Genomic DNA, 22,437 nt, shown 5'->3' with positions numbered 1-22,437 from the left:
GGGGCCATGGTGGACCTCGCGAAGATCACGGAACCCTTGTCCCTCAACCGGTTCGGCCCGCGGCGCCAAGGCCCGTTGGTGCTCGAGCTGGACCTGACGGAGGGTGTCGCCGACGAAGCGCCATCCAATCCGGTCAGCCAGATCATGAACCGCCGCAAGCAGCGGTACCTCGACATCATCGAGGGGATCCGCAGAGGCGCGCGCGACCCCGGGGTCGCCGCCTTGATCGTGCGGGTCGACGCCAGGTCCCTCGGTATCGCCAAGGTGCAGGAGCTCCGGGACGCCGTCGCGGACTTCCGTTCCACGGGCAAGCCCACCGTCGCCTGGGCCGACACCTTCGGTGAGGCCGGGGACGGGAACCTGCCGTACTACCTGGCCAGTGCCTTCGCCAAGGTCGTGCTCGCCCCGACCGGACTGGTCGGGCTCAGCGGCCTGGTGATGCGGAGTACCTTCCTCAAGGGCGCCCTGGACAAGCTCGACGTCACCTTCGAGGCCGGGGCGCGCCACGAGTACAAGAACGCGGTCAACGTCTACACCGAGACCGCCTTCACGGACGCGCACCGTGAGGCCTCGGAGCGCATCGTCGTGTCCACGTCGGACCAGCTGGTCGAGGCCGTGGCCAAGGGGCGCGGGCTGACCGAGAAGCGGGTACGCGAGCTGATCGACCGCGCACCGGTCCTGGGGCAGGAGTCCCTGGACGCGGGCTTGGTGGACCGGCTCGCGTACCGGGACGAGGTGTACACGGAACTGAACGAGCAGGTCAGAGCGGAGAACGACGGCCGCGAGCCCGCCCTGCAGTTCGTCTCCCGCTACCACCGCAAGCACACACCGCCGCCCCGCCCGAAGATGGCGGGCGGCCCCGGCTACATCGCACTGATCTCCGCCAATGGTGCCATCAACCTGGGTAGGAGCCGCCGCTCGCCGCTCGGCGGCGGTACGGTGATGGGCTCGGACACCGTCTGCGCGGCCTTCCGCGCCGCGCGACAGGACCCGCAGGTCAAGGCGGTGGTGTTCCGGGTGGACAGCGGCGGCGGTTCCGCGATCGCCTCCGACGCCATCCGCCGCGAGACCGAGCTGACCTCGAAGGCGGGCAAGCCCGTCATCACCGCGATGGGCGACATCGCGGGTTCGGGCGGCTACTACGTGGCCCTGGGCTCGGACTCGATCGTGGCCCAGCCCGCCACGATCACGGGGTCGATCGGTGTGCTCACCGGCAAACCGGTCCTGGGCAAGCTCAAGGAGCGCTTCGGGATCACGACCGACTCCGTCCAGACCGGCGCGCACGCGGCCATGTTCGACAGCGAGGAGGGGTTCAGCGACTCCGAGTGGGAGCGGGTGAACACCCTCCTGGACTCCGTCTACGAGGACTTCGTCGGCAAGGTCGCTGCGGCCCGGGGCATGACCTGGGACCAGACGCACGAGGTCGCCAAGGGGCGGATCTGGAGCGGCGCGGACGCGCGCGAGCGGGGTCTGGTCGACGACCTCGGCGGGATCGAGACCGCGGTGCGTCTGGCGCGCGCCAAGGCGGGCCAGGGCGCGCTGCCGCTGCGGGCGTTCCCGCGCTCGCACCCGTTGGACCAGCTGCGCCAGCACGAGTCCAGCGAGGACCTGGCCTCGTCCGAGCCGCAGACGGCACTCAACCCCTGGGGGTCCTTGGCGCACGCGGCCGCACACCTGGGGCTGCCGGCGACCGGCCCGCTGACGATGCCCTCCCTGGAGATCCGTTGAGTGTTCCGAGCGGCGCCTACCTGGAGAGCATGGCGCTGTTGCCGAGCGGGGTGAGCGTGGTGACCGTCGCGGACGGCCGCGACGACATCGGGGCGACGGTGAGCGCCTTCGTCTCGGTGTCCGCGGATCCGCCGATCGTGATGCTGAGCGTGGCCGGTGACGGCTATGTCGCTGAGGTGGTCGAGGAGGTCGGCGCCTTCGCGGTGAGTGTCCTCGCCGGTGACCTGCGGGCGATCGCCGGCCGGTTCTCCGCCGAGGGCCGGCCGAGTGCCCGGCTGCTGGTGTCGGGCGAACCGCACCACCGCGGCGAGCGCACCCGGGCGATCGTCCTCGACGGGGCCCTGGCCGCCCTGGAGTGCTCGGTGCGGCGCCGCGTGGAGGTCGGCGACCACATGGTGTTCTTCGCCGACGTGATCGGCCTGCCCGAGGTGGGCTCGGGCAGCCCCGCCCCGGCGATGGTCCGCTGGAACGGCCGGTACCACTCCGTCGGCTGACCAACCGCGAACGGCGGGGCCCGGACCGACCAGCATCGTTGTTCGGATCCGGGCCCCGCCGTGGCGGTCGTCCCCGGTGGAGGCCGGGCTGGCGGAGGCCCGCACCGTGCTTGCCGCGGCTACGTCGCAGATACGTCGCGGCTACGAGGCCAAGCCCTGTTCCTCCAACCACTCCTGTGCGACGTCGGCGGGGTTCTCGTCGTCGATGATGACCCGCTCGTTGAGCTCGGTGAGCTCCTCGGTCGTCAGGGCGCCGGACACCGTGTCGAGTGCCCCCCGTGCGGTCTCGTCCACCTGGTCGCCGTTGATGAGCGGTGTGACGTTCTGCGCCCCGAACAGGTTCTCCGGGTCGTCCAGGATCACGAGGTCCTCGACCGCGATCACCGGGTCGGTAGTGAACAGGTTGCCGGCCTGGATGTCGCCGTCCGCCAGTGACTGCGCGATCAGCGCCGCCTCCAGCGAGCGGAAGTCCCCGAACTCGACGCCATAGGTCGACTCGAGTCCCGGCACCCCCTGAGGGCGGGTCTCGAACTCGGCGGGGGCGCCCAGGGCCATGTCGTCGGCCACGTCGGCCAGGTCCCCGATGTCGGCAAGGTCGTACTCGTCGGCGGTCTCCTGTGTGACGGTTACCGAATCCTTGTTCTCGGCGTTGGAGGACTCCAGGATCTCCAGGTTGTCGGGCAGGGCCTCCTCGATGGCGGCGTTGGTCTCCTCGCTCGTGCCGATGACCGCATCGCTGTCGAGGTAGAACAGGATGCCGCCGTTGTACTCGGGGAAGACCGAGAGCGCACCGGACTCGATCTGGTCGTAGTACACCTCCCGGCTGCCGATGTTGAGCTGGTACTCGACCTCCACGCCCTCGGCTTCCATGGCCCGGCCGTAGAGCTCGGCGAGCAGCGCGCTCTCGGGGAAGTCGGCCGATCCGACCACGACGGCCCCGTCCGCGGCTTCGCCGTCGCCGTCCGCCCCCTCCTCGAAGGGGTCGCTACCGCCGCACGCGGTCAACAGTGCGGCCGCCAGGGGGATCCCGATCAGGGTGAGCCTCTTGTCCATATTCGTTTTCCTAACGTTGAGAAGCCGTCGCCCCCTGGTCGTCGACCGGGGCCATACCGCTCAGCGCGCCGCAGCGGCCTCGGCACGCAGTCCGGGTGCGACGAGCAGGCGTCGCAGTCCGGCGAACAGGAGCGTGGTGAGCACGGCCAGTGCCACCACGAGCACGGAGCCGCCCAACAGCATCGCCAGGTCCTGGCGGGCCTGCCCGTCGACGATGTAGCGGCCCAGGCCGCCGACCCCGACATAGGCGGCGATGGTGGCGGTGGCCACGACCTGAACCGCTGCGGTGCGCATCCCGATGAGGATGAGGGGCACCGCCATCGGCAGCTCCAGTTTGAAGAGGACCTCCCGGCCGCGCATGCCCATGCCTAGGGCGGCGTCTCTCAGCCGGGGGTCGACGCCCCTGACCCCCTCATGGGTGTTGACGAGGATGGGCGGGACGGCCAAGGCGACCAGGGCGCTCACCACCGGGACGAGACCGATGCCGGCCAGCAGCACGATGAGGAACAGCACCCCGATGGTCGGTAGCGCACGGGCGAAGTTGGCGAGGCTGGTGGTCAGGAACCCGCCCACTCCGGTATGCCCCGTCAGCAGGCCCACCGGGACGGCGATCGCCGTGGACAGCAGCAGCCCGATCAGGGAGTAGTAGGCGTGCTCCGCGAGCCGGGTGGGGATACCGGCGGGGCCGGTCCACTGGGCCGGGTCGGCGAACCACTCGACCAGCATGGTCAGGATGTTCACGGCGTCTCCCGGTGGTCGGCGGCGTCCCCTGAGTGCGGCGCCGCGTCCCCACTGGGTGGTGCGGCTCCCCCAGCGGGTGGTGCGGCCCTTCCGGCTTGGGCGGCCGCGGGGGCGGCCCCCTCGGCAGCGGTGGCTCTGGCCCGGGCCGCCCTCCGCTTACGGGCGGCGCGCCGGGACTCGGTGTGGGCCCAGGGGGTGAGCAGGCGCTGGGCGAAGACGAGGACGGCGTCGGTGGCCAGGGCGAGCAGCACGGACAGGACGATGCCCACGACGATGGGTGCGTCGAACTGGCGGCGGAACCCTTCGCTGACGATGAGCTGGCCCAGCCCGCCCAGGCCCACCAGGGAGGCGACGCTGACCATGCTGATGGTGGCGACCGACGCCACCCGCAGCCCGGCGATGATCACCGGGACCGCCACCGGCATCTCCACGAACACCAAGCGGCGCAGCGGACCGAAACCCATGGCCACGGCGGCCTGGCGCACGTGTTCGGGGACCTGCCGCAGGCCGTCCACCACGTTGGGCAGGAGGATCACCAAGGTGTAGAGGGCGAGCGGCACGATCGCCGTCCAGTCGCTGAACCCGGTGTAGGGCAGCATCAGGAAGAACAGGGCGATCGAGGGCACCGCGTAGAGCACGTTCACACCCGTGAGCACGGGCGGGTAGAAGGTCCGGAAGCGCACGCACAGAAGCCCCAAGGGCAGCGCGAGGACCAGCCCGATGAGGATCGACAGGTACGCGAGACGCATGTGCTCGGTGAGCCGGGGCAGGATCCCGCGGTCGGGCTCACCGGGGTAGCTCCAGTTGGTGACGGCCCAGTCGACGATCCTCAGTAGCCACTCCAGGGCGGGTGCTCCCCCGGAGCCGTCGGCGGCGCTCACTCGGACACCGACCAGATCGCCGCGCCCAGGTCCGTTTGGGACACCACCCCGACGACACCGCCGTCGTCGTCCACGCCGACAGCCCGTCCCGCCGGGGAGAGCACGGCCGCGTCCAGTGCGGCCCGGAGGGAGTCGACCGCGACGTCGAAGGTGTGCCCGTAGGGGGCGAGTGCCAGGTCCCCGAGGCAGACCCCCGACGGTTCCCTGGCGAGCTGTTCGGCACTGACCCAGCCCATGGGCGCGCGGCGGCCGTCCACCACGAGCGCCCACGGTTCGCCCTCGCCCAGGACGGCGTCACGGGCCCGTTCGACCCGGTCCTCGCCGTCGAAGACCACGTCCTGGCGCAGCGAGAGCTCACGTGCGGGAAAGAACGAGAGGCGGCGCACGCCCCGGTCGTAGCCGACGAAGGCCTCGACGAACTCGTCGACCGGTTGGGCCAGCAGGCGCTCGGGGGTGTCGTACTGGGCGAGCGCCCCGCCGGGGCGGAACACGGCGATCCGGTCGCCCAGGCGTACGGCCTCGTCGATGTCGTGGGTGACGAACACGACGGTCTTGTGCAGTTCGTTCTGCAGCCGGAGGAGCTCGTCCTGGAGGCTGGTGCGCACCACCGGGTCGACAGCGCTGAAGGGCTCGTCCATGAGGAGGACGGGCGGGTCGGCGGCTAGGGCGCGGGCCACACCGACCCGCTGCTGCTGGCCCCCGGAGAGCTGGTGCGGGTAGCGCTTGGCCTGGGCCGAGTCGAGGCCGACCAGCTCTAGGAGCTCGTTCGCGCGGGCGCGGGCCTTGGAGCGGCGCCAGCCGAGGAGCAGGGGGACCGTGGCGATGTTGTGCAGCACGGTCCGGTGGGGAAACAGACCGGCCTGCTGGATGACGTAACCGATGGAACGGCGCAACTGGGCCGGGTTCTGGTCGCGGACGTCCGTACCGTCCATCCGGATCTGTCCCTCGGAGAGCTCCACCATGCGGTTGATCATCCGCAGGGAGGTGGTCTTACCGCTGCCCGAGGGACCCACGAACACCGTGGTCGCACCGGTCTCGACGGTCAGGTCAAGGTGGTCGACGGCGACGGTGCCGTCGGGATAGACCTTGGTCGCGCCCTCGAACGTGATCATCGGGTCTCCAAAGGCGGGGGCTGGTGGTGGAGTGGAGCGGCCTGGTTGGCACGGAGTGCGGAACGGACCGACCTAAGGCCGTTGCGACGCTACCCGAGTACGGCCCGGGCAAACCGGATGCGACGCGCCCACGGCCGCATCACACCCTTTCCAGAGTTTCCCTACCTTAAGGGTGGGATATGACGGAAGTCGAGTACCCGGGCCGACCATCCACGGGGGCGGGGGCCGGTTCAGCCCGCGGCTCGGGTGGCGACCCAGTCGGCGAGCTGGTGGAGGTCGTCCACCACCACGTCGGCGGCCTTGGCGTCGGGCGTGGCCGAGTGCCGGTAACCGTAGATGCCCCGGCGTAGCAGGACGGTGGCCATCCCCGCGCGGCGGGCGGGCAGGACATCGTTGTCGGTGCGGTCACCCACGTAGAGGATTTCCTCCGCGGTGATGCCGGGGCGGGTCCGCGAAGCCAGGTCCACAACCCGGTCGAAGAAAACCGGCTGGGGTTTCTGCACGCCCCAGTCGTCGGAGATCCCGATGCCGTCGACGCCCAGCTCCATGGCGGCCAGGGTCGGCCCGGCCTCGGGCGGCTGGTTCCCGGCGATGACCAGGGACAGCCCGGAAGCGCGCATGTCGGTGAACGCGGGGCGCACGTCGGGGTAGAGGTCGCGCTCGTCGAAGTGCTCGCGCACGCCCTCGGGGTCTTCGGCACGCCAGCGGGCGCTCTCGGCCTCGAGGTCGAAACCTGGCACGAGCAGCCTGAACCCGTCGGTGAGGGTGCCGCCGGAAGCGATCACGCCCCCGATGGTGCCGAAGAACGCCATGTGCGGGATCCCGAAACGGTCCGCCCAGCGCGCGAAGATACGCGTCTCGTCGATCAGCGTCTCGCCGACGTCGAACACCACAGTACGAATTGCCACGGTTAGGGAGTGTACACAGCGGCCCCGTCGGAACCCGCTCCCCCGCGCGGCCCGGACCGCGCCCGCCCTACCCCCGCTCGGGCGGGCGCAGCACCGCGAAGGCGTCGGTGACCTCCATCTCCCGCGCGCGGAAGCGGAACAGCGCGGCCGGCCGCCCCCCGGAGCGCCCGGAGGGCACCGAGCGGCCCGTCTCCTCGATCTGACCGCGCCGCAGCAGGACCCGGCGCAGGTTGGTGGCGGCCACGTCGTGCCCGAGCGCGGCCCGGTAGTGGGCCGACAGCTCCGACATGGTGAACTCGGGCGGCGCCAGCGCAAAGCCGACGTTGGTGTAGCTCAGCTTCGAGCGGAGGCGGCGCCGACCGGACCGGACGATGGAAGCGTGGTCGAAGGCCATCGGGGGCAGGGCGGCGGCGGGGTGCCACCCGGTGTCCTCGGGGACCACCGGGTCGATGTGGGCCGGCACCAGCCCCAGGTAGGCGGTGGCGAGAGTGCGCCGCTGGGGGTCGCGCCCGGGGTCGCTGCGCGTTTCCAGCTGCTCCATGTAGCTCAGGTCGCGGACGTCGACCTTCTGGGCGAGCTGGCGGCGGATCGAGGCACCCAAGTTCTCGTCGGCTCCGAGGCGGCCGCCGGGCAGGGCCCACTCCCCCTCGCAGGGCGGCAGGGCACGCCGCCAGAGCAGCACGCACAGCTCTCCGCCGCGGATCTGCAGGACGACCGCGAGCGCCTCGTGTGCCGACAGCACGGCTCCCCCGCCCCCGCCGCCCGCACCGGCCTCGGGGGGCGCGCTCGCTTCAGCCATCGCGGCCTGTCCGTTTGCCTCCGGGATATCCACCCTGTCCCTTCCGTTCCACGCCATGTTAAGCTTCATCAGGTTTGTGCCTGATAGACAAAAACTTGGACTCCCGCACTGACCTCCCTCGGCACGGCGCCCGTACGACGTGCCCACAGCCTCAAGGAAGTAGTAGGACATGGCATCGGTCACCGCTACGGCAGACACCATGACCAGGCAGGAATGGGCCGCCGAGGTCCACCGCTTGGCGGAGGAGCGCGACGCTGTCATCCTCGCGCACAACTACCAGCGCCCGGAAATCCAGGACGTCGCCCACCACACCGGCGACTCCCTCGCCCTGTCCCGACTCGCGGCGAGCGTCGACGCCAGCACCATCGTCTTCTGCGGGGTGCACTTCATGGCCGAGACCGCCAAGATCCTCGCGCCCGAGAAGACCATCCTGCTGCCCGACCCCAACGCCGGGTGCTCGCTCGCCGACACCATCACCGCCGCGGACGTGCGCGCCTGGAAGGCCGAGCACCCCGGCGCGGTCGTCGTCGCCTACGTCAACACCACCGCCGCGGTGAAGGCCGAGACCGACATCTGCTGCACGTCCTCCAACGCCGCGGACGTCATCCGCTCCATCCCCGAGGACAGGGAGATCCTGTTCCTTCCCGACCAGTTCCTGGGCGCCCACGTCAAGCGGGTCACCGGCCGCGAGAACATCCACATCTGGATGGGCGAGTGCCACGTCCACGCCGGGATCGACGGCCACACTCTGCGTGAGCGCGTGGACTCCGAGCCCGACGCCGAGGTGTACGTGCACCCCGAGTGCGGCTGCGCCACCTCCGCCCTCTACCTGGTCGGCAGCGGCGCGGTGCCCGAGGACCGGGTCAAGGTGCTCTCCACCGGCGGCATGCTGACCGCCGCCGAGAACACCAACGCCCCGAAGGTGCTCATCGCCACAGAGACCGGCATGCTGCACCAGCTGCGCAACGCGAACTCCACAACGGAGTTCGAGGCGGTCAATTCACGGGCCGAGTGCCACTACATGAAGATGATCGACGCCGACAAGCTGCTGAACTCGCTCCGCCACGGCACGAGCGAGATCACGGTCGACGCCGAGACCACGGAGCGCGCCCGCCGCTCCGTCGAGCGCATGGTCGAGATCGGGCAGCCCTCCAGGGGCGGCGAGTAGCCCTCGGGCACCGGTCCGCCGGGGCGGGGCGGGGCACTGGTCCGGGCCCCGCCCCTCGCCCTTGGGGTTGTGAGCTGTTCCGTGTTCCCTCAGCAACCATCCACTCTTGTCAACACACAGCACTACGGCCGCAGGCCACCGTTGAAGAGCCAGGCACTCGGACCGGTTCGCGCCGGAGAAAAAATCAGGGGAGTTCGCCGATTCTCCCCACACGGGCCCGCCCGTCCCGCTAACGTCTTTCTCGAACGTGTGAACGAGACACCGGGAGAGGAGGTGGGACCCGTGGCCGAGACCGCCCCACACCAAGCCGAACAGCAATCGGAAGGCAAGAAGAAGCCGAAGAAGAAGCGGGGGTTCCAGCCCCGCCCCGGGCACGCGGTCCAGGCCTACGTCTTCGCTCTGGACCCGGGGTCCGAGACCGAGCAGCGGCTGCGCTCGCACTGCGGAGGGGCCCGGACGGCCTTCAACTGGGCCCGCAACCACGTCCTGGCCACCTGGGACCAACGCAATGCCGAGGCCTCCTACGGGGTTGCTGAGTCTGAGCGCACCCCGTGGCGGTCCTGGTCGCTGCCCGCCCTGCGGCGGGCCTTCAACGCCAACAAGAGGGAGGATCCCCGGTTCGCGTCCTGGTGGGCGGATAACTCCAAGGAGGCCTACAACACCGGCCTAGCGAACGCGGCGGCCGGCTTCGATGCCTATGCCGCCGCCAAGCGGGGCGATCGCAAAGGTCCGAGGGTGGGGGTGCCGCGGCCCAAGTCCAAGCACCGGGCGCCCCTGTCCTGCCGCTTCACCACCGGGGTAATCCGGTGTGAGGACACCCGTCGTCATGTCACGTTGCCGGTGGTGGGGCGGGTGCGTACCCATGAGTCCACCCGCAAACTCCACCGCCGCCTGACCAACGGGACCGCGCGCATCCTCTCGGCCACCGTTTCGCACCGGCGGGGCCGGTGGCAGGTGGCCTTCCAGGTCGAGATCGAACGCGCCCCCACCACTCCGGCCCGGCCGGAGGGGGTGGCCGGGGTGGACCTGGGGGTCAAGTCCCTGGCGGTGGTCGCCGACTCCGACGGTGGGGTGTGGCACGTGGCCAACCCCCGCCACCTGGAGGGGGCACTGCAGGAGCTGCGCCGGGCCTCGCGGTCGGTGTCGCGTCGCCAGGGCCCGGACCGGCGCACCGGGCGCCCTCCCTCCAAGCGGTGGGTCAAGGCCAACCAGGCCCGCAACAAGGTGCACCACCGGGTGGCGAATGTGCGCACCAACGCGCTGCACCACCTGACCAGCTCGCTGGCGGGCGAGTACGGCACTCTGGTGGTGGAGGACCTCAATGTGGCCGGGATGGTCATGAACCGGCGTCTGGCCCGCCGTATCGCGGATGCGGGGTTCGGGCAGATCCGCCGCCAGCTGGACTACAAGACCACCTGGAATGGCGGGCGCCTGGTGGTGGCCGACCGGTGGTTCGCCAGTAGTAAGACCTGCTCGGGGTGCGGGGCGACGAAAGCCAAGTTGCCGCTGCACGTCCGGGTGTTCGACTGCGACGCATGTCCCCTGGTGTTGGACCGGGATGTGAACGCAGCACGCAACCTCGCCGCCCTGGCGGCGCAGGTGGGCAGTACCGGTACCGGAGTGGCCGGAGACCGGGGAGCGAGGGCTCTGAAGGCCCGTGGAGCCGACCGTAAGACCCGCACCACCCGCACCCGCCGTTCGGCGGGTGCGGGGCGGGCTGGTGGCGCAAGACCGCACAGGCGGAAAGAAGCTCCGGCACCGTCGTCAGGACACCCAACCCCGGTTGTGGTGACACCGTCACGGACCTTTCGTGCAGAAATGCACGGGATGCTGATGTTTGCTTAAGACATCAGCACCGGTAACAGAAGTCTTACCTTCAGGCCACAGCTGATCGATTCACCCACGCCATCGGCCTCCTCCCGCTAGCGTCGCCACAGAAGTGGGGGGAGAATCGTGACCAGAGGCAACGAAACAGACGTACCGGCAGTCGGCACCGTCGAGGCGGTCCACGACGCCTTCGCGCAGCCGCTGTACCGGTACGCGTGGTCTCTGCTGGGCGGCGGTTCCCCCGGCATGGACGACGACCCGGTCACCGACGCGGTGCACGAAGCACTGGTGGCCGGGGTCGGGCTCGACTCCGAGCGCGCCGATCCCGCCGACCGGGGTCCCTGGCTCTACGCCCTCGTCCGCGCCGCCTGTCAGCGCCGCGGCTTCGCGCAGACCTGCCCCTACACGCGCCTGGCCACCGTGCCCGAGGAGACCCCGGTCGCGCGCATGTTCTCCAGGTTGCCCGCGAGCCACCGCGAACTGGTCGAACTCAACCTGCGGCACGCCCTGCCCGCCTCTGCCGTGTCCCGGGTCCTGGGCCTGGACCCACGGATCTGCGCTGAGCTGTCCCGCTCCGCGATCCGCCGAGCCGCAGAGGGGATCGAGGACATACCGGCGAGCGGACCCGACCGCCCCGGCGGCCCCGGCTCCTCCCACGAGACCCGCGACCCCGGCGATGCCGAGGGCTCCGGCGATACCGATGCTCCCGAGGATGACCCCGACGTCCCCGAGGAGGAATTCCCCGGTGCCGTCTGGCGCACCCAGGTGCAGCAGGTCTCCTCCGCGCTGGCCCTGCTCCGGCCGCCCGGGCCCCCGCCCGGCCTGCGCGCCCGGGTCCTGCACACCTGCACCGCGCCCGAAGCGGCCGAGGACCGCTCGCGGATCGCCGCGGACATGCGTCCCCTCACCTCCGACGGTTATCCGATCCACCGCGCACGCCCGCTCACGGCCCCGGTGGCCGAGGTGCCCGCGGGGAACGGCAGCGATGACGTCCCGCTCCCCCGCGCCCTGCCCGGGGACCGGGTGACCAGCGCCGACCATCCCGTGCACGACGACGCGCGCTCGCCGCTGCCGGCACCGGACCACGACCCCCTCGACGAGGTCACCGGGCCCGAGCGGCGGCGCTGGCCCCTGCCCGCGGTCTCCGGGCTTGCCACGGTCGTGGTCGCGGTCGGCCTGTGGTGGTGGGCGAGCGCTGTGGGCGACCCCTCCACCGTGATCGACGCGGGCCCCGCCGACACAGGGCAGCGCCCGGGCATGTCCGAGGTGGAGGCCGCTTCGACGGCCTCCGACGGCAAGCCGGGGGCCGAACCGACCACGGCCTCGAGTTCCGGCGGGTCCGTGGAAGAGGAGGCGGAGCGGGAGGACGCGGCGCCTGAGGAGCCCGGCACACCGCAGCCCGAGGCCGAGCCGACCGACAACGAATCCCAAGAGGGCACGGAAGAGGAACCGGAGGGGCAGCCGAGTGCCGCGCCGGAACCGCCCGAGCCCTCGGGGCCCGGCAGTCCTCCCGACGACGGCGGAGGCCAGGATCCCGAGGACGACGAAGCCCCCGGGGACGAGCCCGAGGGCGAGAATCCCGATGAGGGTTCGGGAGGACTGCTCAGCGGACTGCTGGGGTTGCTGACAGGCGGCGGCTGAGTCCGGGGCGGACGGAAACGAGCAGGCGTCAGAAAGAGGCGAGCAGGCGCTCGGCGGCGATCTGCAGGCGGCGCTCGACCTCGTCGACGTCGCGGCGGCCCTTGAGCACCTCCACCAGTTCGAAGGTCCACACGCTGGTGAGCGAGCCGATCAGGACGTAGCCGGTGCTGTCCCGGTCCACGTCGTCGTCGACCCCGCTGTCGGCCGCGGTGGTGTCCGCTGCCTCGAGGTTGCCGGTGGCCACCCGCCACACCAGATCGCTGATGCGCACGTCGAGCTCGAACTTGACCTCGGCCATGATGAGGGACCGTACGAGGGCGTCGGCGAGCTCGGGCTCGCGCATGAGGCCGCGGGTGGCGCGGAGCAGCACGTCCACGGCGCGCCCCGCCGCGGTTTCTGCGGTGGGGGGACGGCGGACGATGCCGCTTTCCAGGAGGTCGAGTTCCTCGGTGACCACGGCAACGACGAGGTCCATCTTCGAGGGGAAGTAGCGGTAGAGCGTCCCGAGCGCGACTCCGGCGCGTTCGGCGACCGAACGCATCTGCATGGCCTCGACGCCACCGCGCACGGCCAGCGCGGCCGCGGTCTGGACGATGCGTCGACGACGTTGGGTCTGACTCCTCGTCATCGTTCCGATCGGTGCCTGCACCGCCACAGGGTCTCTCCCATTCGTCACCGGTCCGCGCGCCTACACTGCGCGTCTGACCGAGGGCCAGCTCTCCGGGCCGGTCTTACCCTGACAACCGGCCTTGCGAGAACACGTTATCTAACGGCTTCCCTCCCGTGCAGCGCTTCGAACCCATGATCCACACCTCATTGCCCGACGTAGCAAAGGCAATACGAGTCCTTGGCCCAAGCTTTCAGGTCGGCCTTCCCGCCTTTGTAGAATATGTTCTATTTTACCTGGCGAAGAAGGTACAGACCACTCTTCCGCGACAGGAGACCCTCCGCCCTCCGCCCACGCGGACCCCTTCCCTAGAATCGAACCAGATTCGGTTTCCAGCGGAGAGGTCGCCCAGGATGCGAGAAGTACCGCCAGTAGAAGACCTAGGCGGGGGACTGTGGAGCGTCCCCGTGCCCGTCCCCGGCAACCCGATCGGGTTCACCTACGTCTACGTCATCTCCGCGCCGGGCGGCCCGGTCCTCGTCGACACCGGATGGAACCACGACGACTCGTGGGACGCACTGGTCAGCGGCCTCAAACAGACCGGGCACAGCGTCGGCGAGGTCCAGGGCGCCGTCCTCACCCACTTCCACCCCGACCACTCCGGACTCACCGGCCGCCTGCGCGAGGCCTCGGACGCCTGGGTCGCGATGCACCCCTCCGACATCGACGTCCTCCGGCGGCTGTCCGAACGCAGCGACGACGAGCGGGGCGCCTCTGTCCTCGACCAGATGACCCGCGCGGGCTTCCCCGACGAGGACATCGAGGAACTCCGAAGCTCCCCCAACGCCTTCCAGTCCCCCGCGCTTCCCGATCTCCCGCTCGGGGACGGCGAGCGCGTCGAGGTCCCGGGCCTGGACCTGCGCGCCGTATGGACCCCCGGCCACACCCCTGGCCACCTGTGCCTGCACCTCGCCGAGCGCGACTTCCTCTTCACCGGCGACCACGTCCTGCCCCGCATCACACCTCACGTGGGCCAGTTCCCGATCGACTCCACCGAAGGCGACCCCCTCGGGGACTTCCTCGCCTCCCAGGCCCGGACGGCACGCATGCCCGAGGCCGATCGCATGCTATGCCTTCCCTCACACGAGAAGCGCTTCTCCAACCTCGCCGCGCGCACCGACGCGATCATCGAGCACCACGAGGAGCGCCTGGAGTCCATGGCCCACCTGGTCTCCCAGGGGCCCACTACCCTGTGGGAGCTCACGTCGCGCCTGGAGTGGCGCCGCCCCTGGGAGAACATGCGCCTGTTGGCCCGGCACATGGCCGCCTCCGAGACCGCGGCGCACCTGCGCCTGCTCGAGGAGCGCGGCGTGGTCAGGCGGAACGACTCGCCGGACCTGCCCCGTTGGGCCAGCGTCGCCGGGTAGCGCGACCCCGAATAGGATCCCCTGTACCGGCAGCCCGGCGCCGACCCTGATTGAACTCACGAGTAACATATGGGGGCGCCCACCGTCCCACCGGCGACCCCACTCGCCCTTCGGACGACGCCCTTCGCTCCGCCTGCACCTTGGCGGTACACGGCGGCGACCGGGCACGACCCAACGAAGAGGTGGACTCTTGACCCAGTCGGGCACAAGCACGGGACCGACCCCACGGCCATCCGGCGACCGCCCTCTGCGCGTCGCCCTCCTGTCGTACCGAAGCAAGCAGCACGTCGGTGGACAGGGCGTCTACGTACGCCACCTGTCACGCGAACTGGCCGCACTCGGGCACGAGGTCACCGTCTTCTCCGGACAGCCCTACCCCGTACTCGACGAGGGCGTCACCCTGGAGAAGCTCCCCTCCCTCGACCTCTACAACGACGTCAACCCGTTCAAGGCGCCGCCGGTACGCCAGTGGCGCGACTGGATCGACGTCCTCGAAGTCGCCACCATGTGGACCGCCGGCTTCCCCGAACCCCTCACCTACTCCCTGCGGGCCAACCGCGAACTGCGCCGCCGCCTGGGCGAGTTCGACGTCGTCCACGACAACCAGACCCTCGGCTGGGGCCTCCTCGGCATCAGATCCGCGGGCATCCCCCTGGTCACCACCATCCACCACCCCATCAGCGTGGACCGCCGCATCGAACTCGAAGAGGCCAAGGGCTTCCAGAAGCTCTCCAAGCGCCGCTGGTACGGGTTCGTCAAGATGCAGGCCAAGGTGGCCCGCAGACTCAACCCGATCCTGGTGCCCTCCCAGTCCTCGGCGGACGACATCGCCCAGGAGTTCGGCGTCGACCCCCACGCGATGGAGGTCACCCCGCTCGGGGTCGACACCCGCTACTTCCACCCCCGCCCCGAAGTGGAGCGCGTCCCGGGCCGCATCGTGTGCACCGCCAGCGCCGACAGCCCGCTCAAGGGCGTGGCCATCCTGCTGCGCGCTGCCGCCAAGCTGGCCACCGAACGCGACGTCACCCTGACCATCGTCAGCAAACCCAAACCGGGTGGCCCCACCGACCAGCTCGTCGACGAACTGAACCTGCGCGACCGGGTGGAGTTCGTCAGCGGCATCGGCGACCAGGAGTTGGGCGAACTCATCTCCAGCGCACAGGTCGCGGTCGTCCCGTCCTTCTACGAGGGTTTCTCCCTCCCCGCCGTGGAGGCCATGGCCTGCGGCACCCCGTTGGTCGCCAGCCACGCGGGAGCCCTGCCCGAAGTCGTTGGTACCGACGGCGACGCCGGGCGCCTGATCACGCCCGGCGACCCTGAACTGCTGGCCGCCGAACTCACCTCCCTGTTCGACGACGACGCCGAGCGCGAGCGCATGAGCGCCGCGGCCTGGCGCCGTGTCCAGGAGCGCTTCACCTGGAGGGCCGTGGCCGAGTTGACCGCTCAGCGCTACGCCTCCACCATCAAGGCCGTCACGGGGGCCGGTGCCGGTGCCGGCGACGAACAACACCGACCCGCGCCCGCGCGGGCCCGCGCGAACGGTGCCTGACCCGGCAGGCCGCGCACACCACGACCCGCAGCACCATCCTTAGGGAGCCTCCACTGATCACCGTCGACTTCAACCTGTTTCCCGTCGGCCCGGGCCACCGTGTTCTCGACCTCGGTTGCGGCGGCGGCCGCCACGCCTTCGAGATCTACCGTCGGGGCGCCGACGTCGTGGCCTTCGACCAGAACGTGAGCGACCTCGCCGAGGTCGAGACCATGTTCGCGGCCATGGCCCAGGAGGGCGAGGCCCCCGAGTCCGCCAAGGCCGAGACCGTCAAGGGCGACGCCCTCGACATGCCCTTCGACGACAACAGCTTCGACCGTGTCGTCGCCGCCGAGATCTTCGAGCACCTGCCCCACGACACGGCCGCCATGAAGGAGCTCTACCGGGTCCTGAGGCCCGGGGGTATCGCGGCCGTGACCGTGCCCAGCTTCCTGCCCGAGCGCCTCTGCTGGGCCCTCTCGGAGGATTACCACACCAACGAGGGCGGCCACATCCGCATCTACACGCGCGCCGAGCTGGAGGCCAAGCTCAAGGCCACCGGGTTCGCGATCGGCCCGCACCACCACGCACACGCGCTGCACGCGCCGTACTGGTGGATCAAGTGCGCGGTGGGCACCGACAACGACGACCACCCGATGGCCAAGGCCTACCACGAGCTGCTGGTGTGGGACATGCTCCAGGCTCCGAAGGTGACCCGGGTCGCGGAGCGGCTGCTCAACCCGGTCATCGGCAAGAGCGTCATCGTGTACGTACGCAAACCGCACCTCGACACGGACTCCTGATGGCCGCCGCGCACCGTCCCGTGCCGACGACCTCCGACCCCGACGCACTCCACCTGCCCGGCGTTCTGAGCGCTGACCAGCTCTACCGGTCCGCGGACTACCTCGCGACCAGCCAGGAGCCCGACGGGTCGATCCCGTGGTTCCCCGGCGGCCACACCGACGTGTGGGACCACGTGGAGTGCGCCATGGCCCTGACCGTTACCGGCCTCCTCGTCCCCGAGCACGCCGAAGCGGCCCGGCGCGCCTACCTGTGGCTCGACGGCAGCCGTCACGCGGACGGCGGCTGGCCCGCCAAGTTCCGCCAGGGATCGGCCGCCACGGAGCTGCGCGAGGCCAACCACGCCGCCTACCCGGCGGTGGGCCTCTTCCACCACCTCCTCACCACCGGCGACACCGAGTTCGCCGAGCGCATGTGGCCGGTGGTCGAGGGCGGCCTGGAATTCGTGCTCGCCCTGCGCGGCACGCGCGGAGAGATCCTGTGGGCCCGCGACGAGGACGGCTCTCCGGGCGACCACGCACTGCTGACCGTGTGCGCGAGCGTGCACCACGCGCTGCGCTGCGGCGCCGCCCTGGCCTCGCGGCTGGGCCGTGAGCGGCCCCAGTGGTCGGCCGCCGCGGACACCCTGGCCGACCTCATCAACGAGGACGAGGGGCTGTTCGCCGACCGCTCCCGATTCTCGATGGACTGGTTCTACCCGGTACTCGGCGGTGCCGTGCGGGACGAGAGGGCCAAGGCCCGGATCGCCGAACGCTGGGACACCTTCGTGATGCCCGGCCTGGGCGTGCGCTGCGTGAGCGACCAGCCCTGGGTCACCGCGGCGGAGTCCTCGGAACTGGTCATGGCCCTGGTCTCCATGGGCGACACGGAGACGGCTGTGCGGATCCTGCGCGAGGTCCAGCACCTGCGCGACGCCGACGACGGCGTCTACTGGACCGGCTACCAGTTCGCCGAGCAGGTGCGCTGGCCGGTGGAGCGCAGTACCTGGACGTCGGCCGCGATCATCCTGGCCGTGGACGCGCTCACCCGGACCACGGACGGTTCCCGGGTGTTCCTGCACACCTGGGAACAGGAACCCGTAGGCGTCTGACCCCCGGCAGAGCAAGGGCCCCGGCACCGAGCATTTCACCTCGGTACCGGGGCCCTCTCTCACTACGCCCTAGCCGTTGTCACCGTTGCGGCTCGGCGGGGCCTCGGGGATCCCGGGATCCTCCGGGTCCTCGGGCTCCACCGGCTCCTCCGGCTCGACCGGCTCCTCCGGGTCCTCGGGCTCCACCGGCTCCTCCGGCTCGACCGGCTCCACGGGCTCTTCGGGCTGGCCGTTGTCCACGGGGTCCTGAGGCTCCTGCGGCTCCTCTGCGGCAGGCTCCGGCGCCCAGTTCTCCGTGGTCCCGTCGAACTCCGGCCCGGGGAACGACTCGCGCTCGTAGCCGTCCATCGCGCGGCTCATGTACGAGTTCCACAGCGAAGCGGGCAGGCCGCCACCGGAGATGTTGTGCCCCGGGATGCTGAAGCTCTCGTTGTTACCGCTGTAGACACCGACTGCCGTGGACAGCTGCGGTGTGTACCCGGCGAACCAGGCAGCCACACTGCCGTCGGTGGTGCCGGTCTTACCGGCGACCGGGTGGTCGTACAGCCGCGCCGCGGTACCGGTGCCGCTGTTGACCGCCTGCTCCATGGCGTAGGTGACGTCCGCGGCGGTCGACTCCTCGAGGGCGCGCTGTCCCTCGATCTCCGGCCGCTCGTTCTCACCGTCCGTGTTGACGATCTCCTTGATGACGTGCGCCTCCATGTGGACGCCGCCGTTGGCGAACGTACCGAACCCGCTGGCCTGGTCGACCGGGCGGACGCTCGTGGCGCCCAGCGGCATGACCGGGACCAGCTGGTCGTCGCCGATACTGCCTTGGGGCAGGCCCACGTCGTAGGCGGTGTCGCGGATCTCCTCGAACCCGACCTCCTGGGCCAGCTCCACGAAACCGAGGTTGTTGGAGACCGTCGTGGCCTGAGTGAGCGTCATGACGCTGCCCGGGTCGTTGTCGGCGTTCTGCACCCGGGAGCCCCCCACGTCCCGCGGACCGGTGCCGTCCACCCTGGAGTTGAGGCCGTAGCCCTGTTCCAAGGCGGTGGCCAGCACATAGGGCTTGAACGCCGAACCGGCCTGCGCGGCACCGCGGAAGGCGCTGTCGTACTGGTTCTCCACGTAGTCGTGCCCGCCGTAGAAGGCGAGGACCTCCCCGGTAGAGGGGTCGACCGTGGTCAGGCCGAGGTTGACGCCCTCGGGCACTTCCTCCGGCGAGACCATCTCCTCCACCGCCTCGTAGGCGGCGTCCATCATGTCCTCGTCGAAGGTGGTGACGACCTTGAAGCCCTGGCGGTTGATGTGGTCCTCGGTGTACCCGAGGTCCTCCAGCTCGCTCATGGCTTCCTGGAGCATGTAGCCCTTGTAACCACTGATGTCGGCGCCGTCCATCGGACGGTCCGGCTCAGGGGCAGGGAACTCCATCTCGTCGGCCTCGGCCTGGGTGATCGCCCCCGTCGTCACCATGCCGTCGACGACGTACTCCCAGCGGTTCTCCATCGCCGGGGTGGTCTCCACGTCAGCCTGCCCGAACCGGGTCGGCTGCTGGATCGCGGCGGCCAGGAAGGCGGCCTCCTCGGCCTCGAGCTCGTCGACGTCCTTGTGGTAGTACGCCTGCGCCGCGGCCTGGACACCGTAGGACATGCGACCGAAGTAGATGGTGTTGAGGTACTGCTCCATCACCCACTCCTTGTCCTCGCTCTGGTCCACCTTGATGGAGATGATGATCTCCTGGATCTTGCGGGCCACGGTCTGGTCGAGAGAGACGCCCTCGTAGTAGTTGCGCACCATCTGCTGGGTGACGGTCGAACCGCCCTGGACCTGTTCACCGGTGATCGTGGACCACACAGCGCGTGCGGTACCGCTCACCGAGACCCCGGGCTCCGTCCAGAATCCGCGGTCCTCGGCGGAGATGACCGCCTCCACGACGTGGTCGCCGCCCGCGACCATCTCGTCGTAGTCGATGACGTCGCGGTCCGTACCCCGGTAGGCGAACTCGGTCTCGCCGTCCGCGAAGTAGAAGGTCGAACCCTGCTCGACCGCGTCAGCCTTGGCAGCGTCCGGGACCTCGACGGTGGCATAGAGGAACGCGAACCCGCCGACGCCCGCGATGAAGAGCAGGCCGGTGACGATCAGGGAAACCGTCAGGATCCGCCGCCACAGCGGCTTCTTCTTGCTCTGCTTCTTCTTTTTGGACCCCTTGGGGCCAGCAGGCCCCCCGGCAGCTGCGGCACCGCCAGCAGCAGCAGCGGTACCGCCAGCAGCAGCGGCAGCGGCGCCCGCTTCCTCCCCTTCGGGCTGCTCTGAGACGTAGTCGGACAACCGCTGGGGCTCGGGCCACATGGAAGCATCCGACTCAGCGGCTTGGCTTGCCCCCTCCGGCGACTCAGGGGACTTACCTGCCCCCTCCGGCTCCGCAGCCTTGCCCTCGCCTTCCGGAGGCGGAGCAGCAAAGGGGACCGCCCCGGCCCCGGGAGCGGGCATGGCCTCATCAGCCCTGCCATCGTCCTCAGGGTGCAAAGCCTCAGTCTCGGGACCGGCATCAGTCTCGGGACCGCCATCGGCCACATCTGCAACAGCAGCCGCAGCAGCCACTGCCTCGGGGTCTCCCCCGGAGTCAGCCTCGCTCTCAGTGACCGGTCCCTCCCCCGAAACGGGTTCGGTCACCGTTTCGGCTGGGGCCTCCTGGCTGCTGTCCTGCTCAGCGGAATCGCCGACAAGCGGCATCGCCTCAGTAGCCGGGGCCTCATCCCCCGCACCCTCAGGCTCAGCAGCCACCTCGGACACCGCCTCTTCAGCAGCTTCCGCCGGGGCCTCCTCGGTCACCGTTTCGGCTGGGGCCTCCTGGCTGCTGTCCTGCTCAGCGGAATCGCCGACAAGCGGCATCGCCTCAGTAGCCGGGGCCTCATCCCCGGCCTCCCCAGCTACGCCCTCTTCGGGCACCGTTTCGTCGTCCGCGCCAGCCGAGGCCGTCTCAGTTTCGGCTTCCCCGGTCACGTCCGGCGAAGGCTCGGAAGCCTCCTCGGTGACCGCTTCAGCAGCCGTCTGCGCGCCCTCAGAACCTTCCTCCGGGTCACTCGCGCTCTCCTCAGGCTCAGCGGCCTGGTCCCCCTGGTCGCCCGAGTCCGCGGAACTCACATCACCGGGTTCGAAGCCCTGTGACGCAAGGGTTTCCGCCACACGGTCACGGAAAAACGTACCGCTTGTCTTGAAAGTGATCGCCCCAGGAAGGAACTCCGGTTCGGGTTGGTCACCGGAGTCAGCGTCCTCCGCTGGGGTTGCCCCGTCGGGCCGTTCCTCACTAGAGGTGGGTTCGTCATCACCCTGGGGCTTCGCTTGACTGGACAGCTCCTCAGCAGAGGTGTCGTTCGTCTCCGGCGTGTCCGAGTCGGGACGCTGTCCATCCGTCCCGCCACCGCCGTATGTGCTCTCGCTCAGCTCCCCGCCCCCATGGCAAATCACGTCCGGCACCGTGCCGTCCTGGTGTTTGACGCGCGGGTGCCCCTGATTGGTTCAGTTCGAGTCAGGACTGAAGCGGTATTTCGGGGAAATCGCCACCATCGCTCCACCCTCACCGCCACGATACCCGCACGTAACCGCGTCAAGGCCGAATCTGTAACCGCACGATCACTTCTTACCGAAGGCTTACCTTCCGAAGAGGTGTCGTTACCCTCATGTTGGGTAGCTCACATTTCGGCAGTGTGCGGGAACGATCACCGAAGGTACGTATTCGTCGGGCGCATCGGCTCCGGCGCCGAAAACCCTACGTCAGGCGACCCGCTCTAGAACCCGCATAGAACCGACCACGCGGACCTCCCTGAACCTCCCGGAGTCGAGCGCCCGGCAGTAGATGTTGTACGGCGGACGCCCTCCGTCCTCCGGGTTGGGGAACACGTCATGGATCACCAGCGCACCCCCTACGGCGACATGCGGCGTCCAGCCCGCATAGTCGTTCTGCGCAGCCGCCTCACTGTGGCCGCCGTCGATGAAGAGCATCCCGAGCTCTGCACCCCAGACAGCAGCGACATCGACCGACGCACCCGCGATCGCGATGACCACATCGTCCAAACCCGCCTCGGTCATCGTGCGCCTGAAGTGCGGAAGGGTGTCGAACTTCCCAGTAACCGGGTCAACAAGCGAAGCGTCGTGGTACTCCCAGCCCTCCTGGTGCTCCTCCGACCCCCGATGGTGATCCACCGTCATCACCTTGGCCCCCGTCACCCGCGCAGCAGCACCCAGGAACACGGTCGACTTACCGCAATAGGTCCCGATCTCCACAATCGGACCATGGTCGGCATACTCCAACGCAGTCTCGTAAAGGGCCAGCCCTTCATCCGTAGGCATGAAGCCCTTCGCCGCTTCAGCAGCGGACAACAACTCACCGGGAATCTTCTTCGTCATAGCAGAATTCTGCCATCCGCCAATAAAGCACCCACCAGCACCCCGGGATCGCAGAGTCCGCGTGCGAACCCAGCAGATTTCCTTCAATTCACATGTTCACAAGCCCACAAAAAAAGGGGGTTGCCCCCGCAGGAACAACCCCCCCAAAGAAAAACCGTGGCAGCGACCTACTCTCCCACCCCACCACAGGGCAGTACCATCAGCGCAAGGAGACTTAACGACCGGGTTCGGAATGAGACCGAG

At 69.7% G+C, this 22,437-nt stretch carries 18 protein-coding genes and 1 rRNA gene; 9 read left to right on the top strand and 10 right to left on the bottom strand.

All coding sequences use genetic code 11. The features are described from left to right. The first annotated feature begins 6 nt into the window (after nucleotides 1–6). Both sppA and ACYVDG_RS28535 read left to right on the top strand, forming a co-directional pair. Complete coding sequence (gene sppA, locus ACYVDG_RS28540; RefSeq protein ID WP_460761026.1) at nucleotides 7–1,728, top strand: signal peptide peptidase SppA; 1,722 nt, start codon at nucleotides 7–9, stop codon at nucleotides 1,726–1,728. Nucleotides 1,729–1,757: 29 nt separating this feature from the next. Further along, entirely contained in the window at nucleotides 1,758–2,222 is a 465-nt protein-coding gene (locus tag ACYVDG_RS28535; protein WP_460761118.1) for a flavin reductase family protein, read from the top strand. 141 nt (nucleotides 2,223–2,363) lie between these two features. On the opposite strand, the gene ACYVDG_RS28530 is transcribed toward ACYVDG_RS28535, so the two are convergent. From ACYVDG_RS28530 to ACYVDG_RS28505, 6 genes are all read right to left on the bottom strand, one after another. After that, the gene (locus ACYVDG_RS28530) at nucleotides 2,364–3,275 is read right to left on the bottom strand and encodes an ABC transporter substrate-binding protein (RefSeq protein ID WP_460761022.1); all 912 of its coding nucleotides are present in this window, start codon (nucleotides 3,273–3,275) and stop codon (nucleotides 2,364–2,366) included. A gap of 60 nt (nucleotides 3,276–3,335) precedes the next feature. Further along, nucleotides 3,336–4,016: an ABC transporter permease gene (locus tag ACYVDG_RS28525; RefSeq protein WP_460761018.1), complete on the bottom strand. Its 681-nt coding sequence runs from the start codon at nucleotides 4,014–4,016 to the stop codon at nucleotides 3,336–3,338. Beyond that, nucleotides 4,013–4,897, bottom strand: a complete 885-nt coding sequence (locus ACYVDG_RS28520) for an ABC transporter permease (RefSeq protein WP_460761013.1) — start codon at nucleotides 4,895–4,897, stop codon at nucleotides 4,013–4,015. The genes ACYVDG_RS28525 and ACYVDG_RS28520 overlap by 4 nt, the downstream gene beginning before the upstream one ends. Beyond that, entirely contained in the window at nucleotides 4,894–6,009 is a 1,116-nt protein-coding gene (locus ACYVDG_RS28515; RefSeq protein WP_460761008.1) for an ABC transporter ATP-binding protein, read from the bottom strand. Before ACYVDG_RS28515 ends, ACYVDG_RS28520 begins: the two co-directional genes overlap by 4 nt. 230 nt (nucleotides 6,010–6,239) lie before the next feature. Beyond that, nucleotides 6,240–6,917 (bottom strand): HAD family hydrolase, encoded by a 678-nt coding sequence (locus ACYVDG_RS28510; RefSeq protein ID WP_460761002.1) that lies wholly within the window; start codon nucleotides 6,915–6,917, stop codon nucleotides 6,240–6,242. Nucleotides 6,918–6,984: 67 nt separating this feature from the next. Continuing rightward, nucleotides 6,985–7,716 (bottom strand): NUDIX hydrolase, encoded by a 732-nt coding sequence (locus tag ACYVDG_RS28505; protein WP_460760997.1) that lies wholly within the window; start codon nucleotides 7,714–7,716, stop codon nucleotides 6,985–6,987. Nucleotides 7,717–7,885: 169 nt separating this feature from the next. Between ACYVDG_RS28505 and nadA the strand changes: the two genes are divergently transcribed. The 3 genes from nadA to ACYVDG_RS28490 all read left to right on the top strand — a co-directional run bounded on the left by nadA (nucleotide 7,886) and on the right by ACYVDG_RS28490 (nucleotide 12,352). After that, the gene (gene nadA, locus ACYVDG_RS28500; protein WP_460760994.1) at nucleotides 7,886–8,884 is read left to right on the top strand and encodes a quinolinate synthase NadA; all 999 of its coding nucleotides are present in this window, start codon (nucleotides 7,886–7,888) and stop codon (nucleotides 8,882–8,884) included. 282 nt (nucleotides 8,885–9,166) lie between these two features. Next, nucleotides 9,167–10,729, top strand: coding sequence for an IS607 family element RNA-guided endonuclease TnpB (tnpB, locus tag ACYVDG_RS28495; RefSeq protein ID WP_460760991.1), 1,563 nt, complete (start codon nucleotides 9,167–9,169; stop codon nucleotides 10,727–10,729). 108 nt (nucleotides 10,730–10,837) lie between these two features. Further along, the gene (locus tag ACYVDG_RS28490) at nucleotides 10,838–12,352 is read left to right on the top strand and encodes an RNA polymerase sigma factor (RefSeq protein WP_460760988.1); all 1,515 of its coding nucleotides are present in this window, start codon (nucleotides 10,838–10,840) and stop codon (nucleotides 12,350–12,352) included. A 28-nt stretch (nucleotides 12,353–12,380) separates the two neighbouring features. Here ACYVDG_RS28490 and ACYVDG_RS28485 read toward each other — a convergent pair whose 3' ends face one another. After that, complete coding sequence (locus ACYVDG_RS28485) at nucleotides 12,381–13,007, bottom strand: TetR family transcriptional regulator (protein WP_460760983.1); 627 nt, start codon at nucleotides 13,005–13,007, stop codon at nucleotides 12,381–12,383. A 365-nt stretch (nucleotides 13,008–13,372) separates the two neighbouring features. Between ACYVDG_RS28485 and ACYVDG_RS28480 the strand changes: the two genes are divergently transcribed. From ACYVDG_RS28480 to ACYVDG_RS28465, 4 genes are all read left to right on the top strand, one after another. Continuing rightward, complete coding sequence (locus ACYVDG_RS28480) at nucleotides 13,373–14,386, top strand: MBL fold metallo-hydrolase (protein ID WP_460760980.1); 1,014 nt, start codon at nucleotides 13,373–13,375, stop codon at nucleotides 14,384–14,386. Between the two features lie 190 nt (nucleotides 14,387–14,576). Further along, nucleotides 14,577–15,935, top strand: a complete 1,359-nt coding sequence (locus tag ACYVDG_RS28475; RefSeq protein ID WP_460760975.1) for a glycosyltransferase family 4 protein — start codon at nucleotides 14,577–14,579, stop codon at nucleotides 15,933–15,935. A 53-nt stretch (nucleotides 15,936–15,988) separates the two neighbouring features. After that, complete coding sequence (locus ACYVDG_RS28470) at nucleotides 15,989–16,717, top strand: class I SAM-dependent methyltransferase (protein ID WP_460761114.1); 729 nt, start codon at nucleotides 15,989–15,991, stop codon at nucleotides 16,715–16,717. Continuing rightward, nucleotides 16,717–17,805, top strand: a complete 1,089-nt coding sequence (locus ACYVDG_RS28465) for a glucosidase family protein (protein ID WP_460760971.1) — start codon at nucleotides 16,717–16,719, stop codon at nucleotides 17,803–17,805. The genes ACYVDG_RS28470 and ACYVDG_RS28465 overlap by 1 nt, the downstream gene beginning before the upstream one ends. Before the next feature lie 69 nt (nucleotides 17,806–17,874). Here the strand turns inward: ACYVDG_RS28465 and ACYVDG_RS28460 are convergent, their stop codons facing one another. The 3 genes from ACYVDG_RS28460 to rrf all read right to left on the bottom strand — a co-directional run. Continuing rightward, nucleotides 17,875–20,931 (bottom strand): transglycosylase domain-containing protein, encoded by a 3,057-nt coding sequence (locus ACYVDG_RS28460; protein WP_460760967.1) that lies wholly within the window; start codon nucleotides 20,929–20,931, stop codon nucleotides 17,875–17,877. A 630-nt stretch (nucleotides 20,932–21,561) separates the two neighbouring features. After that, the gene (locus ACYVDG_RS28455; RefSeq protein WP_460760963.1) at nucleotides 21,562–22,194 is read right to left on the bottom strand and encodes a class I SAM-dependent methyltransferase; all 633 of its coding nucleotides are present in this window, start codon (nucleotides 22,192–22,194) and stop codon (nucleotides 21,562–21,564) included. 154 nt (nucleotides 22,195–22,348) lie between these two features. Continuing rightward, nucleotides 22,349–22,437 (bottom strand): 5S ribosomal RNA (gene rrf, locus ACYVDG_RS28450); the annotation flags it as partial.

The sequence above is a fragment of the Nocardiopsis oceani genome (assembly GCF_054777395.1).
The sequence above is the reverse complement of the archived record's forward strand: the minus strand, read 5'-3'. Positions and strand labels throughout refer to the sequence as shown.

Bases quoted from the DNA above. Each gene is read 5' to 3' on its own strand.
- sppA (WP_460761026.1), top strand. From the start codon at position 7: ATGGTGGACCTCGCGAAGATCACGGAACCCTTGTCCCTCAACCGGTTC.
- ACYVDG_RS28535 (WP_460761118.1), top strand. From the start codon at position 1,758: ATGGCGCTGTTGCCGAGCGGGGTGAGCGTGGTGACCGTCGCGGACGGC.
- ACYVDG_RS28530 (WP_460761022.1), bottom strand. From the start codon at position 3,275: ATGGACAAGAGGCTCACCCTGATCGGGATCCCCCTGGCGGCCGCACTG.
- ACYVDG_RS28515 (WP_460761008.1), bottom strand. From the start codon at position 6,009: ATGATCACGTTCGAGGGCGCGACCAAGGTCTATCCCGACGGCACCGTC.
- ACYVDG_RS28505 (WP_460760997.1), bottom strand. From the start codon at position 7,716: ATGGCTGAAGCGAGCGCGCCCCCCGAGGCCGGTGCGGGCGGCGGGGGC.
- nadA (WP_460760994.1), top strand. From the start codon at position 7,886: ATGGCATCGGTCACCGCTACGGCAGACACCATGACCAGGCAGGAATGG.
- ACYVDG_RS28480 (WP_460760980.1), top strand. From the start codon at position 13,373: ATGCGAGAAGTACCGCCAGTAGAAGACCTAGGCGGGGGACTGTGGAGC.
- ACYVDG_RS28465 (WP_460760971.1), top strand. From the start codon at position 16,717: ATGGCCGCCGCGCACCGTCCCGTGCCGACGACCTCCGACCCCGACGCA.
- ACYVDG_RS28455 (WP_460760963.1), bottom strand. From the start codon at position 22,194: ATGACGAAGAAGATTCCCGGTGAGTTGTTGTCCGCTGCTGAAGCGGCG.